General features: G+C 43.4%; 14 protein-coding genes and 1 pseudogene. 6 read left to right on the forward strand and 9 right to left on the reverse strand.

What is annotated here, in order from left to right; translation table 11 throughout:
- Positions 1 to 205: 205 nt before the first annotated feature.
- The gene (gene asnB, locus IHV80_RS11850) at positions 206 to 1870 is read left to right on the forward strand and encodes an asparagine synthase B (protein WP_102276093.1); all 1665 of its coding nucleotides are present in this window, start codon (positions 206 to 208) and stop codon (positions 1868 to 1870) included.
- A gap of 74 nt (positions 1871 to 1944) precedes the next feature.
- Here asnB and rfaH read toward each other — a convergent pair whose 3' ends face one another.
- Positions 1945 to 2451 (reverse strand): transcription/translation regulatory transformer protein RfaH, encoded by a 507-nt coding sequence (gene rfaH / locus IHV80_RS11855; RefSeq protein ID WP_192889169.1) that lies wholly within the window; start codon positions 2449 to 2451, stop codon positions 1945 to 1947.
- Between the two features lie 503 nt (positions 2452 to 2954).
- On the opposite strand from rfaH, the pseudogene IHV80_RS11860 reads away from it, so the two are divergent.
- Positions 2955 to 4339: pseudogene (locus tag IHV80_RS11860) on the forward strand (peptide MFS transporter).
- Positions 4340 to 4429: 90 nt separating this feature from the next.
- On the opposite strand, the gene hemH reads toward IHV80_RS11860, so the two are convergent.
- The 3 genes from hemH to htpG all read right to left on the reverse strand — a co-directional run bounded on the left by hemH (position 4430) and on the right by htpG (position 8608).
- Complete coding sequence (gene hemH / locus IHV80_RS11865; RefSeq protein ID WP_192889170.1) at positions 4430 to 5392, reverse strand: ferrochelatase; 963 nt, start codon at positions 5390 to 5392, stop codon at positions 4430 to 4432.
- A 278-nt stretch (positions 5393 to 5670) separates the two neighbouring features.
- Positions 5671 to 6315, reverse strand: a complete 645-nt coding sequence (gene adk, locus IHV80_RS11870) for an adenylate kinase (protein ID WP_009847341.1) — start codon at positions 6313 to 6315, stop codon at positions 5671 to 5673.
- A 388-nt stretch (positions 6316 to 6703) separates the two neighbouring features.
- Positions 6704 to 8608, reverse strand: a complete 1905-nt coding sequence (gene htpG / locus IHV80_RS11875; RefSeq protein ID WP_192889171.1) for a molecular chaperone HtpG — start codon at positions 8606 to 8608, stop codon at positions 6704 to 6706.
- A gap of 270 nt (positions 8609 to 8878) precedes the next feature.
- Here htpG and IHV80_RS11880 point away from each other — a divergent pair, with 270 nt between their 5' ends.
- The 3 genes from IHV80_RS11880 to IHV80_RS11890 all read left to right on the forward strand — a co-directional run bounded on the left by IHV80_RS11880 (position 8879) and on the right by IHV80_RS11890 (position 10825).
- Complete coding sequence (locus IHV80_RS11880; protein WP_192889172.1) at positions 8879 to 9784, forward strand: transcriptional regulator; 906 nt, start codon at positions 8879 to 8881, stop codon at positions 9782 to 9784.
- A 1-nt stretch (position 9785) separates the two neighbouring features.
- A complete protein-coding gene (locus IHV80_RS11885) occupies positions 9786 to 10301 on the forward strand; it encodes a regulatory protein ToxS (protein ID WP_192889173.1) in 516 nt (171 codons plus the stop codon).
- Between the two features lie 212 nt (positions 10302 to 10513).
- Complete coding sequence (locus IHV80_RS11890) at positions 10514 to 10825, forward strand: SelT/SelW/SelH family protein (protein WP_192889174.1); 312 nt, start codon at positions 10514 to 10516, stop codon at positions 10823 to 10825.
- A gap of 33 nt (positions 10826 to 10858) precedes the next feature.
- Here the strand turns inward: IHV80_RS11890 and yfcE are convergent, their stop codons facing one another.
- Genes yfcE through IHV80_RS11915 form a run of 5 tightly spaced genes read right to left on the reverse strand, consistent with a single transcriptional unit; the run spans position 10859 to position 13721 of the window.
- Complete coding sequence (gene yfcE / locus IHV80_RS11895; protein ID WP_192889175.1) at positions 10859 to 11404, reverse strand: phosphodiesterase; 546 nt, start codon at positions 11402 to 11404, stop codon at positions 10859 to 10861.
- A gap of 47 nt (positions 11405 to 11451) precedes the next feature.
- Positions 11452 to 11859, reverse strand: coding sequence for a CBS domain-containing protein (locus IHV80_RS11900; RefSeq protein WP_192889176.1), 408 nt, complete (start codon positions 11857 to 11859; stop codon positions 11452 to 11454).
- Positions 11856 to 12206: a P-II family nitrogen regulator gene (locus IHV80_RS11905; RefSeq protein ID WP_009847348.1), complete on the reverse strand. Its 351-nt coding sequence runs from the start codon at positions 12204 to 12206 to the stop codon at positions 11856 to 11858. Before IHV80_RS11905 ends, IHV80_RS11900 begins: the two co-directional genes overlap by 4 nt.
- Entirely contained in the window at positions 12196 to 12990 is a 795-nt protein-coding gene (locus IHV80_RS11910) for a DUF1538 domain-containing protein (RefSeq protein WP_192889177.1), read from the reverse strand. The genes IHV80_RS11905 and IHV80_RS11910 overlap by 11 nt, the downstream gene beginning before the upstream one ends.
- A complete protein-coding gene (locus IHV80_RS11915; RefSeq protein ID WP_192889178.1) occupies positions 12987 to 13721 on the reverse strand; it encodes a DUF1538 domain-containing protein in 735 nt (244 codons plus the stop codon). The genes IHV80_RS11910 and IHV80_RS11915 overlap by 4 nt, the downstream gene beginning before the upstream one ends.
- Before the next feature lie 300 nt (positions 13722 to 14021).
- Between IHV80_RS11915 and IHV80_RS11920 the strand changes: the two genes are divergently transcribed.
- On the forward strand, positions 14022 to 14936 hold the full coding sequence (locus IHV80_RS11920; RefSeq protein ID WP_192889179.1) for a TIGR01777 family oxidoreductase: 915 nt from the start codon (positions 14022 to 14024) through the stop codon (positions 14934 to 14936).
- Positions 14937 to 14974 lie beyond the last annotated feature (38 nt).

Here is a 14974-nt window from a genome sequence, read left to right on the forward strand (position 1 = left end):
AATTGCTGTTCTTTTGCACTTTTGAGAGGTTTTTGTTTAAAAAACCAACCGCAATTAGACACCACTCACCAAAACCACATTAAAATTAGATAATTTCTAACAGAAACCCCTTTATATTATTTTTTTGCTCACATTCGGTTGCTTTTTTTAGCCAGAATGGCAAATTGAATGCAGTTGATTTAGAAATTATTTAAAAGGAAGTTCTATGTGTTCAGTATTTGGCATTCTCGACATTAAAAGTGATGCCGCAGCACTTCGCCCTATTGCTTTAGAAATGTCTAAAAAGCTTCGTCACCGTGGCCCAGACTGGTCTGGTATCTATGCCGGTGAAAAAGCCATTCTTGCTCACGAGCGTCTAGCTATCGTCGGCTTAAACAGTGGTGCTCAACCACTATATAGCCAAGACAAGAAACACATTCTTGCAGTTAATGGTGAAATCTATAACCACAAAGAACTTCGTGCACGCTATGAAGATAAGTACCAGTTCCAGACTGACTCTGATTGTGAGGTCATTCTTGCACTTTACCAAGAAATGGGTGCCGACCTTTTAGAAGAACTTAACGGTATTTTTGCTTTCGTTTTATACGACGAAGAAAAAGATGAATATCTAGTTGGTCGCGACCACATCGGTATCATCCCGCTTTACCAAGGATACGATGAGCACGGTAACTATTACGTTGCTTCAGAAATGAAAGCATTAGTTCCTGTATGTAAGACGATCAGTGAGTTCCCTCCTGGTAGCTTCTACTCTTCAAAAGATGCAGAGCCTCAACGCTACTACATCCGAGATTGGAATGAATACGCAGCCGTTCAAGGCAACAGCACAAGCAAAGAAGAGCTGACTGAAGCACTAGAAGCTGCGGTTAAGCGTCAACTAATGACTGACGTGCCTTACGGTGTACTTCTATCTGGTGGTCTTGATTCATCAATCACATCTGCTGTCGCTAAACGTTTTGCGGCAATGCGTATTGAAGATGATGAGCAATCTGAAGCTTGGTGGCCACAACTGCACTCATTTGCTGTTGGTCTAGAAAATGCGCCTGATCTGATCGCTGCTCGTGAAGTTGCTGATAAGATTGGTACCGTACACCACGAAATGACTTACACCATTCAGGAAGGCTTAGATGCAATCCGTGATGTTATCTACCACATTGAAACTTATGATGTAACGACCATCCGTGCTTCAACGCCGATGTACTTGCTTGCTCGTAAGATCAAAGCAATGGGTATAAAAATGGTACTTTCTGGTGAAGGTGCTGATGAAATCTTTGGTGGTTACCTGTACTTCCACAAAGCACCAAACGCGAAAGAGTTCCACGAAGAAACTGTGCGTAAACTTCTTGCTTTAAGCATGTTTGATTGTGCTCGTGCGAACAAATCCTTGGCGGCATGGGGTGTAGAAGGTCGAGTACCATTCTTGGACAAAGAATTCATCGACGTCGCTATGCGTCTGAACCCTGAAGACAAGATGTGTGGCAACGGTAAGATGGAGAAACACATCCTACGTGAGTGTTTTGAAGACTACCTACCAGACTCCATCGCATGGCGTCAAAAAGAGCAATTCTCTGACGGTGTAGGCTACGATTGGATTGATACGCTGAAAGCAACCGCTGAAGACAAAGTAACGGACAAACAGATGGAAACGGCTCAATTCCGCTTCCCTTACAACACACCAACAACAAAAGAAGGCTACGCTTACCGTGAAATCTTTGAGGAGTTATTCCCTCTAGAATCAGCGGCAGAGTGTGTTCCTGGTGGTCCTTCGGTTGCATGTTCATCAGCAAAAGCCATTGAATGGGATGAGTCATTCAAAAACTGTGTTGACCCATCGGGTCGTGCGGTACAAGCTGTTCACAACGACTCTTACTAGGTCGTTAGGTACCAGTCAAAAACAAAAAAGGCGCATGATGCGCCTTTTTTTAAGCCTGTTTTTTATTGCTGCACTTATGCATGAGCTTGTAGCGCTTCGTTCTCTATGCTGATCGGCACAACTTGACTGATCATCTTAACGAGCATAATAGAGCGTGCTTCTCCATCCTTTTGATGAAAAATAGCCTCTACCCCAGCAAACTGACCACTATTGATTTTGACCACTTGCCCTGATTCAAACTCAACGCAGCACTCTTCAGATTCATCTTCGCAACACTTCTCAAACTCTTTCAGTTCATACACTAAGTCGCCTTGGACTTCATGTGGCCTTGCTCCAAACTTAATAAAGTCAACGACACCACGTGTTGAACGAACAGTAGTAAAACTTGGACCTTGTTCGTAGTCAAAACGTACAAAGATGTAAGATGGGAATAGCGGTTCTTTGACCTGCTTCTCTTTCCCTCTAACGACCTTCTTGACATCTATTTGAGGATAAAAGCACTCTACCCCCTGATTCTCTAAGTGTTGTTGAGCACGCTTCTGATCACCGCGCTTACAATAAAGTAAATACCAACGTTTCATTTTACTAGCCATTTTCTATTTTGGGACATATTACCACAAGCCTAAAACGGTTAATCACCGCTAATAAAATGAATCCTGATAAGCAATAAATTATGCGTAACAGACCAACTTATCAACAAAAAGCCATAGGGACAAAAAGTGGTTAAGCATTGTACAGGGAACATTTGCAGATAAAAAGACGCATTATTGTAAGGCTATGTATGCTACACACATAAAGAACAGCATGCTATTTATTTCCAAAAAACCATCCACCAAACCAATAAATTCAACCGTTAGCATTCGATAATTCTTTTAAAATGAACGTTATGCGCTCAACTCAAAACTGAAAAATTAGTTTGCAGCACGTATCATCTGGGCAACACCACCAATAAAAACCCTTATTTTCATAAACTTATGAAAAATCAGTTATCGTGACCATAAAAGACGCCTATTGCAGATGGTTATTCCACTCTGTATACATAAGTAACTATAAAATCTTTTAATACCAAAAATTAGTAAAACTTATGCCAAGCAATCACAACATATTTGGCCACCCTAGAGGCCTATTTCTACTCTTTAGCACCGAGCTATGGGAACGTTTCTCCTACTATGCAATGCGTGCAATTCTTGTTTTATTTCTTACCGATACCACTATTAATGGTGGCCTTGGTTGGTCAACAAAAGATGCCCTCGATCTTTATGGTATCTACACTGGTTTAGTCTATATCACGCCCTTAATCGGCGGCTGGCTTGCCGATAACTACTTAGGACAACGTAAATCGATCCTAGTAGGTGGTGTATTAATGGCACTAGGCCAATTTACGCTCGCTCTTCCTAACGGTGCTATTGGCTTAGACCAAGTAAATGCTCTTTATCTAGGTTTAGCACTGCTTATCAGTGGTAACGGTATGTTCAAACCAAACATCTCAACCATGGTTGGCGACCTATACCAAGAAGGCGATAACCGACGTGACGGCGCTTTCACCATTTTCTACATGGGCATCAACTTAGGCGCGCTACTGGGTGGCTTAATTTCAGGTGCTGCAGTCGACTCATTCGGCTGGAAAGCTGGCTTCCTAGCCGCTGGTATCGGTATGGTTATTAGCTTAGTTATGCAGTTGACGATGGCTCAGTCATGGTTAGGCAACATTGGCTCAGTACCTGCAGCTGCACGAGCGAAAGCACTGAACAAATCGAAAGAGAAAACACCACTGACCAAAGAAGAGTTCGACAGACTAAAAGTTATTCTGATTATGGGTCTGTTCGTAATTGTTTTCTGGGCTGGCTTTGAACAAGCTGGCGGTCTGATGAACATCTACACTCAACAATATACTGACCGTATGATTGGTGGTTTTGAAGTTCCGGCTGCATGGTTCCAATCTCTGAACCCATTCTTCATCATCACCCTCGCACCTATCATTGCCGCATTTTGGGTTAAGCTTGGTAAGCGCGAACCAAACTCTCCTGTGAAATTTGCAATGGCTTTGTTCTTCCTAGCTCTAGGCTTTGTGTGCATGATGGGTGCAGTAATGGAGCAAGGTGGCGACCTAACAGTGAAAACATCAATGCTTTGGTTAGTCGTGCTTTCTTCTTCCATACCCTTGGCGAGCTTTGTCTATCTCCTATTGGCCTGTCGTTGGTCACTAAGTTAGCTCCGCTTCGTCTAGCATCGTTAATGATGGGTGCATGGTTTGGCTTCAATGCTGTTGCAAACTACGTAGCTGGACTCGTGGGTTCTCACGTTGGTGAGCTTGGCGCAATGTCTATCTTCGGTGGTATCGCAATTACAGCGACAATAAGTGGCGTCTTACTGCTTCTTTGTGCTGGCAAACTTGTATCATGGATGCATGGTGTAGAAACCAACATGACGCTAGAAGCAGAACCAAAAGCAGAAACTTCGGTTGCTTAATCGCTAGATCTATTTCAAGAAGAAACATCAAGATCAAAAAGGGCTGCTCAATGAGCAGCCCTTTTGTTATCTATTCAATCGACATATCAGTTAGCGATGAAGCGCCACTAGTTCAGCCATCATGTCGATGTGTGAGTCTCTGTCGTTGAGACACATAATGTAGCTAAAGTCAGAACCACCAGCATCAATGAACGTCTCTTTACACTGGTCTGAAATCTCTTCTAACGTTTCTAAACAATCCACCGAGAATGCAGGCGCCATAATATCGATCTTCTTGATACCTTTGCTTGGAAGCGTTTCAAGCGTTTCGTCAGTATAAGGCTTCAACCATTCCTCGCGGCCAAATCGAGATTGGTATGTCATGGTGATGTCTTCCGTGGATACCCCTAACTCCGCAGCAAGCAATTTAGTCGTCGCTTCACAATGTTGAGGGTAGATATCGCCTTCATCGGCTAACCTTTTAGGGATGCCGTGGAATGAACACACCAAGTGATCGCCTCTGCCATTTTCTTCCCAATGGCTACGCACACTTTCAGCCAATGCTTTCGCATAGCTAGGGTGAGAGTAATAATCTCGAATAAAGCGATAGCTCGGGATAACAGGCATTTGTTTGAAGGCTTTAGTTAAACCATCAGAAACGGCCGCTGTCGTTGTGCCTGAGTATTGAGGGTATAAAGGCAACACGATGATGTCTTCAACACCCTGATCCATTAATTGCTCAACGCCGGTTTTAAGGCTTGGATTACCATAGGTCATCCCCAAAGCTACAGGCATCTTTAATTTTGTTTGTAACTTTTCAGCTTGTCTCTGCGAATAAACAAGCAGTGGTGAGCCTTCATCCATCCAAACAGACTGATAAAGTTTAGCCACTTTAGGTGCTCGAATTGGTAAAATCACCCCATGTAAAATAGGATACCAAAGCCAGCGAGTTAGGTTTACCACTCGTTTATCGTGTAAGAATTCACTTAAAAATCGGCGAACGCCAGCTGGAGTCGCGGTATCTGGTGTTCCTAGGTTAACCAGTAAAACGCCCTGCTTTTTATTATTTTCCATAGCTACCTGAGACTAATGTGTGATTTTCTGGAACGTAATATACTAATCTGCATAAGTTTAAGATCATTGTTACGCAACTAAATTTAAGAATAGTTGTTCTTAACCTTGGTTATAAGCAACATCATCTGGTCGTTAGCCGCGCGAGTCTAAGCCATAGCGCGGAAACAAGTGCACAATCGAGTTTATCTAGATTGGTATATGACTAAAAATTGAAACAAAAAAAGCGACCCTAAAGGTCGCTTCCAATATATCAAATTCTAAAACTGGCTGTTAGCCAATTATGCTAGTGCTTTCTCAAGTTCTGCACTAACTTCAGCAACTTGCTTAGTACCGTCGAACTTAAGGTACTTAGTATTGCCTGCTTCAGCTTCTTTACCGTAGTAAGAGATAAGCGGAGCTGTTTGATCGTGGTATACACCTAGACGTGCACGAACCGTTTCTTCTTTGTCGTCATCACGAACCACTAGCTCTTCGCCAGTGATGTCATCTTTACCTTCTTCTTTAGGCGGGTTGTACACATTGTGGTATGTACGGCCAGAAGGAAGGTGAGCACGACGACCAGCCATACGCTCAACAATCACATCGTCAGCTACGTCGAATTCAACAACGTAGTCTACTGCGATACCCATTTCTTTTAGGCCATCAGCTTGAGGGATTGTGCGTGGGAAACCATCTAATAGGAAACCTTTCTCACAGTCATCTTGAGCGATACGCTCTTTGATAAGACCAAGGATAATTTCATCAGAAACTAGCTGACCCGCGTCGATTACTGATTTAGCTTGCTTACCAAGCTCAGTACCCGCTTTGATAGCAGCACGTAGCATGTCACCAGTTGAAATTTGAGGGATACCAAATTTGTTCATGATGAAGTTAGCTTGAGTACCTTTACCCGCGCCAGGAGCACCTAGAAGAATGATGCGCATGTTTAATCCTCTTATAAAAATTATGATTTATACCGAAGCTCACTATCCCGCCTTTCTGGTTTAATTTAGGTCAAACAAGAGAGGTTAGGTAACAACTGAGGCTAAGCAAAACTGTAAACAGAAGCAAAACGGTAAGTTTCGGTATAACGTTTAAAAATCATACAACTGGAGACGATAGGTTCATAGTCCCAGCTGATTAGGTCGAGCATTCTATCACATTAATATTCAATTTGGCTGAAATTAAGACTAAAGAATGTATCGACAGCGTTTGCGTTCGTCTTGTTAGCGACTTTAACTACATTTCGATGAATTTAAGCGACGTTCATAAAAAAAGCCCGCATTAGCGAGCTTTTATTTATAATTATGAGCTTAGCCCAAAGTCGAAAGACTAACGTTTTGTCAGCAGTTCGTTGATTGCACCTAAGAATTGTGACGGATCTTCCATTGAGCCCTTTTCAGCAAGCATAGCCTGTCCAAGTAGTAGCTCAACCCAGCGACCAAACGCCTGTTCGTCCGCTTCATCAGCCATCTGCTTAACTAGCGCATGCTCAGGGTTAATCTCAAAGATGTACTTAACTTCAGGAGCAGCTTGACCCGCCGCTTCTAGAAGTTTAGCCATTTGTGTTCCCATCTCGAAATCGTCGGTAACAACAACAGCAGGCGTAGTTGCTAGCTTGAATGTCGTGCGAACCTCTTTAACACGATCACCAAGGTAAACTTGAGTGCGTTCAACAACAGACTTGAACTCTTCTTCCGTCTCTTTCTGCTTCTCTTTCTCTTCTTCACCTTCAAACTTGCTTAGGTCTAAGCCCGCCTTTGTGATCGACTGAAATTGCTTACCATCAAAATCAGTTAGGTAGTTCATCACATACTCATCAATACGATCGTACATTAGAACCACTTCAATACCTTTGGCTTTGAACTGCTCTAAGTGAGGGCTGTTCTTAGCAGCTGCATAGCTGTCCGCCGTTAGGTAATAAATCTTGTCTTGACCTTCCTTCATGCGTTCAACGTAAGAAGCAAGGCTGATTGTTTGATCAGCAGAATCTACTTCCGTTGACGAGAAACGAAGTAGACCAGCGATCTTCTCTTTGTTCGCCATGTCTTCCGCAGGGCCTTCTTTCAATACTAGGCCGAACTCTTTCCAAAACTCTAAGTACTTGTCGTTGTCATTCTTCGCCATACGCTCAAGCATAGTCAGAACACGCTTAGTACATGCGCCACGAAGAGACTGAGTCACTTTGTTGTCTTGAAGAATTTCACGAGACACGTTTAACGGCAGATCATTTGAATCAATTAAGCCACGAACGAAACGCATGTAAGATGGCATGAACTGTTCAGCATCATCCATAATGAATACACGCTGTACATAAAGCTTTAAGCCGCTCTTATGGTCACGGTTCATCATGTCCCAAGGTGCTTTAGCTGGGATGTAAAGCAGGCTTGTGTAGTCGTTCTTACCTTCAACTTTGTTGTGGCTCCACGTTAATGGATCAGCAAAGTCGTGAGATACGTGCTTGTAGAACTCTTGGTACTCTTCTTTCTCGATATCAGATTTGTTACGAGTCCAAAGCGCTTGCGCCTTGTTAATCTGTTCCCAATGCTTCTCTTCGGTGTCTTTACCTTCGTCATCTTTTACTGCAGTTAAGATAGAAACCGGGATGCCGATGTGGTCAGAATATTTACCAATCACTTCACGTAAACGCCACTCGTTCAAGAACTCTTTACCGTCTTCACGCATATGAAGAATAATATCAGTACCACGAGATTCTTTAGTGATGTCTTCAATGGTGTAGTCGCCTTCACCCGCTGAATGCCATTGCACGGCTTCATCGCTTGCCAGTCCAGCAGCGCGAGTTCGAACCGTTACTGCGTCTGCAACGATAAATGCAGAATAGAAACCGACACCAAATTGGCCAATAAGTTGAGAGTCTTTACTTTGGTCATCAGACAGCTTTGAGAAAAAGTCAGCCGTACCTGATTTAGCAATCGTGCCCAAATGCTCAATAACATTGTCGCGGCTCATGCCGATACCGTTATCAGAAATGGTCAGAGTGTTGGATTCTGCATTGAATGACAACTTCACGCCTAGATCCGCGTCGCCTTGGTAAAGGTCGCCATTTGATAGCGCTTGAAAACGAAGCTTGTCAGCCGCATCAGATGCGTTAGAGATCAACTCACGTAGGAAAATTTCTTTGTTTGAATACAGTGAGTGAATCATTAGATGAAGTAGTTGTTTTACTTCAGATTGAAAGCCACGAGTCTCTTTATTTTGCGTTGCTGTTTCGCTCATTTTTACTCCAAAACATCTATACTTTATGTTGAATACCGAAAGGGCCGTTACACAGGATGCCACTCTTATGTTCATTAACATGAGGATGACAAATGTAAATTCAAGGTCAAAAATCATAAAAACACTGTTTTGTTGATCTGTTTTTATTATCCTTGAGGGTGATAAATATAAAAGAACATAAAAGAAGCCATGATTTGGTGAAGAATGAACGGAACTTCACCTGAGATTTGTCTATTTCGCACCCAAAATCATCCAAAATAGAAGAATTCAATGAGCAATATCGGCACAAAGTTTATTCTCGCACAGCGGTTCGTATTCGATCCAAACAGCAATTCACTTGTTGATCAGGCCAGTGACGGTGAAGTCGTACGCCTTGGTAGCAATGAAAGCCGCATTCTCCTGATGCTGTCAGAAAGACCCAATGAAGTTATCACTCGCAACGAATTACACGAATATGTTTGGCGAGACCAAGGCTTTGAGGTGGACGACTCCAGCTTGACGCAAGCGGTATCAACACTCAGAAAAATGTTGAAAGACTCAACTAAGTCTCCAGAATTCGTAAAGACCGTACCAAAGCGTGGTTACCAGTTTATCGCTTCTGTCGAACGTTCTGCTCCACTTTCGTCAAGCGAACAACCAGTTATGGCTGAAATCGTAGAAAGTGAGATGGAACCGACCTTAGCATTTACGACGACAGCAGAAGAAGTGGTCACCGAGATGGCCGAATCAGAACCCGCGACTAAGGTTCAAGAGGTTAACGCTGAGGTAGAGCCGAAAGCTGAAACAAACATTGCCACTAGCAAAAATAACAATAAATGGACAAGCTTTAGTGTGTTGCTCGCCGCTATCATCATGCCAATTCTGGTATTAACGTTCACTAACCCAGCAGAATCAGAGTTCCTGACTCTGGCAGAAGTTGATGGAGTGAAGGTTCAGACCCCAATTAACCACCCAGATCTCACCAATTGGCTACCAGCGATAGAGAAATGTGTATTGCGTTACAACACCAATCATGCCGGAATGTTGAAACCGACTGAAGTGATTGCAACAGGCGGACAAACCAACTACCTTGCCCTCAACTACATTCACCCGCAAGATTACTCGAGCGAAAATGTAACCCTAAGAATTTACGCAAATCAGTCGGATGTAAACGACATTTGTAACGGTGGTCAGTAACATGAAATTAAAAGTATCGATTATTTTACTGGTTCTATCTGCATTTTTGAGTGGTTGGTTATATTGGGGCAGCGATGCAAAAGTAGAGCGCTTGCTCACTCAGCATGAATGGCAATCGAAAATGGTGACGCTGATTAGCGATAACAAACAAGCTGACTCAATAGGCCCGCTTCGTAAAGTTGAATTGTCATCTAATGCTAAATACTTACCGAACGGCACTTACCTGAGAATGTCAGTGGTTAGGCTATATAGCACCCAAACAGCACCTGCAAATGTGATCAACATCTCTGAGACCGGCCAATGGGATATCAACGATAATTACCTACTGGTTTCTCCGACAGAGTTTAAAGACGTAACCTCGGCTCAACGCCAGGATTTCTCACAAGAGCAGCTCGAACTGATCACTCAGGTTATCAAAATGGATGCCGAGCAAAGCCGACGCATCGATATCGTTAACCCGAAAGCTCTGCTACTGACTAGCTTGAACCACGGTTCTACTGTGTTGTTTTCAAACTAACTCTCTCGAGTAATAAATAAAGGGGCATGATGCCCCTTTTTTGTATCTAATTTCTAACATAAGATCTATCGATCTGTATTAATTCACTTACCCTATTGTCGAACTCTCCTCCTATCCAACTTTTCAAGTAACTAGCTCGTCAAAATGGCATTTGAAATATTAACGTTTGCCGTTGGTATTAAGTTACTGTTATAGAATTTAAAAGGTTAATCATGACGACAGAATCAAACTCGGTAAGTACATCAATCACCAAGGCAACAATCGCAATACACTATTGCCGTCAATGTAATTGGATGCTTCGCTCTAGCTGGTTATGCCAAGAACTGCTGCATACCTTCAGCGAAGAAATTGAACAGGTGAGCTTACACCCAGATACAGGAGGTCGATTTGAGATTTTTTGTAATGGAGTGCAGATCTGGGAAAGAAAAGTGGATGGAGGTTTTCCTGAGGCGAAAGTGCTGAAGCAAAGAGTTAGAAACATCATTGCTCCAGACAGAGATCTTGGCCACGTAGACTCAAAATAAGCCCTTTTCGAAGCCGTGACCGATTCAGTTTATTTACAACTGCCCGCTCACTAGTAGATCACCTTCAAGGCTAACCACTTTAAACGTACCGTTTTCATATAACCCATAGCTTGCAGCATGATCATTTCGTGGGAATGTCGCCGAGCTTGGATTAAAGATGAAGATGCCATCCTGATATTCAGCGACAGGAATATGAGTATGACCATGAGCAATCACATCGCCCGCTTTTAACGCTGGACGCTTACTTGAGTTGTAAAGGTGACCATGAGTTAAAAAGATACGCTGACCCGATTCTAGTAGCACCCACGAATAGTCCATCATCATAGGGAAAGACAGCAGCATTTGGTCCACTTCACTGTCGCAATTACCACGAACCGCGATGATCTCTTGAGAAAACTCATTCAGTTTTTCAGCAACCGCTGGCGGGTTGTACCCTTCAGGAATCGGGTTTCTAGGACCATGATTCAGGATATCGCCAAGCAAAACTAAATATTGAGCACCAGACGCTTGGTATAACGCTAATACCTTTTCTGTCGCTGGCAGTGACCCATGTAAATCTGAAGCAAAAAATAATTTCACACGTACTTCTCCATAAAATTTATGAGGCTATTGTACGTATCGAAAAGCTAAACGTCACCTCTCGCCATACCGTTGATCACGATATTATTGTAACTAACCATCCCAACTATCTTATTGTCACTGACCACCGGAGCGCGACTGATACCAAAACGTTCAAACAAGCGCGCACAATACTTCACATTCATATCAGCAGACACAGTCAAAGCAGGCTTGGTCATAATTTCATAAACGTTGGTTCGCTTTGGAGAACGGTTCTTAGCCAGTACTTTTTTGGCAATGTCATTCATCAACACGATGCCGTACTCATCATCCTCGTGGCGTTTATCGACGATGATCGCTTTAACTTTGTGTTTTTTCGCCATCTCAATCGCTTCCAATACCGTGGTTAACCCATCAATAATCACATACGTATTGGCCATTACATCGCCTACACGGATCTTTTCACTGGTACTCATAGTTCATCCTCCACAACCTTGGTTAACGTTTCGACTTGATGAGCGACGCCGACCGCATCTTCAACATCAATCTGCACAGCGATCCCCTGACCAGACTCCTGATCGAACTCCCCGACTTCACCGATGGTTTCAAGAATATGCCTCGCCAAATGCTCTTCAACCACAAACAGCAGCACATCTTTTTGCACCTCTAACGTTAAACCAAAGAAGGTACGTTTTTGGTTTAAGCCCTGCCCTCGGGCATTGTTAATCACCGTAGCACCGGTTGCACCCGCATCACGCGCGGCGTCGAGCACGATGTCTGTCTTGCTCTCTTCTACAAACGCTAAGATAAGTTTAAAGCGCATCTTTGCTCTCCTTAGAGAATTGTGATCGGTTTAGCCATTGCGTTATTTGGGCGTACCCCATCACGGATATAATTGGAAATAAGCTTGCGAATGCAATTAACCCAAAGCCATCGATCACCGGGTTTCTTCCTGGCACCGTTGACGCTAATCCCAAACCAAGTGCTGTTACTAAAGGAACCGTTACCGTTGAGGTCGTCACACCGCCAGAATCGTAAGCTAATGGAATAATCAATTTGGGCGCGTAAAAGGTTTGAATCACCACAATGACATAGCCAAAAATGATGTAGTAATGAATCGGGTCGCCAGCCACGATGCGATAACTGCCCAGAGAGATGCCAATCGCAACGCCTAACGCCACAGCGATTCTCAAGCCATTAATGCGAATACTGCCACCAGATACTTGGTTCGCTTTAATGGCCACAGCGATCAGTGAAGGCTCGGCTATTGTGGTACTAAACCCAATACAGAACGCGAAGAGGTAGACCCAATAATAATCAAACCAAGCCAACGCTTGACCTGAACTCAGTTTGAACTCCGTTAGAAAACTCGATTCCGTCAGCTGCATCGCCATTGTTTCACCGAGAGGAAACAGCGCGAGCTCTAGCCCCATCAAGAATAGTGATAAGCCAAGAATCACGTAGAAAAAGCCGAGTAATACTTTAGCGAGATTCGTAACAGGTTTACGTAATACCGCTAACTGAAAACCAAAGATAATGACCGCAATGGGGATCACATCGGTAACGGTACCAAGAAAGGTATCGACAAATTGCTGCACGCTGATCATGTCACTACCATTCCATAGACCATGACAAACATCATTGGCAACAGTGAAGCAAAAGCAATCAAACCAAAACCATCTATCATAGGATTCCGCCCCTTAATCGCAGACGCGAGACCCACTCCCAACGCCGTAACCAAAGGAACGGTAATAGTCGATGTTGTAACGCCTCCAGAATCGTAAGCAATCCCGATGATGTTCTCCGGAGCAAAAGCCGTGAGAACCACCACACCGATATAACCACCAATGATCATATACTGAATTGGCCAGCCTTTTAATATTCGCAATACGCCAAGCAAAATGGCGATACCCACCGACAACGCCACTGTAAATCGTAAGCCATTCGCGTAGTGCTCCATCTCCTCTAAAGAGTTAGGAATAACACCGCCCTCAGCGGCTACTTCTGCCGCTTCCGCAGCAACAGCTGTCAAAGCGGGTTCCGCAATGGTCGTGCCAAACCCCAAACAAAAGGCAAAGGTCAGTAACCAGAACACGCTCCCCTTGCGTGCAAATGCTTGAGCCATGGATTCGCCGATTGGAAACAGCCCTATTTCGAGTCCAAAAATAAAGAAGGTCAGCCCTAAGACAACCAGTACTAAACCAAATAAAATGGATAACAGATGAGGAAGGGGTTCCTGAAGGACAACGAGCTGAAAGAAAGCAATCACCGCTACAATCGGCAATAGATCTCTTAAGCTGCCTAGCATGGCTTTAAATAAAGCTAGCACTGCCCTCATCGCGATTCCTTCTCGTTGAGATAACGTCTGGTTATAAGTTACTCATAATGATGACAAATCCTTATCAAAGCTTATGTGACAAATATTACGCAGTTGGTAACATATCCGAGTAAAATCCATAAGTGTGATAACGGTACACATCCTAACTTGGTGAATTTAATTTCAATCTTTCATAAATTGAAAACACGTAATTTAGGTATCACACGATTGAAACCAACTGATCGTTATAGTGATTTTTTCGTATTGGTTGGCGATTAAAAACAAGCCACGTCTATAATTATGTTTAATAAGGAGATTGGTATGAAGATATTGTTAACTGGTGGTACTGGATTTATTGGCTCTGAATTGATCAAGAGTTGGAACACTGACGACGTGACTTTGCTGACAAGAAGTCCAGATAAAGCAAAGCAAAGCCTGCACCACCTGAACCAAAACAACCTTCACTACATACAATCCCTTGATGAACTCAACAACCTCAATGACTTCGATGTGGTGGTTAATCTTGCTGGTGAACCGATCGCAGACAAGCGTTGGAGCGAACAACAAAAAGAGAGAATCTGTAGTAGCCGCTGGCACATTACAGAAAAACTGGTCGAGTTAATTCATGCTAGCAGCAACCCACCCGAGGTTTTTATTAGCGGTTCAGCCGTTGGCTATTATGGCGATCAACAACAACAGCCGTTTGACGAGTCATTACAAGTTGAGGATGACAGTTTCCCACATAAAGTCTGTGCTCACTGGGAAGAGATAGCGAAGCGAGCCCAATCAGATAGCACGCGTGTGATCCTACTTCGAACGGGGATTGTGTTGGGCGAAAATGGCGGCGCACTTAAGAAGATGCTAATGCCCTACAAACTCGGTGTAGGTGGGCCTCTAGGTTCAGGCAAGCAGTACATGCCATGGATTCACATGCTAGATATGGTGAGAGCCATCAACCACTTGTTGTCTATTCCTCACGCTCAAGGCGAGTTTAATATGTGCGCTCCGCACCCTGTGACTAACAAACTGTTCAGCAGCACGTTAGCCAAACAACTGGGCCGACCTCATTTCTTGTTCACACCGAAATGGGCAATGTCGCTTCTGATGGGGGAATCATCATGCTTGCTATTCGACAGCATTCGATCCAAACCAAAGAAACTCACCGAAATGGGATTCATCTTTAGTTACTCAAGAATCGAACCTGCACTAAAAAACTTGTTACAACATCAAGACTAATTCTTTACCCTAGAGTTATAGAGACTCTAATAAAGGAT

The organism is Vibrio bathopelagicus (assembly GCF_014879975.1).
Classification (GTDB): Bacteria; Pseudomonadota; Gammaproteobacteria; order Enterobacterales; family Vibrionaceae; genus Vibrio; species Vibrio bathopelagicus.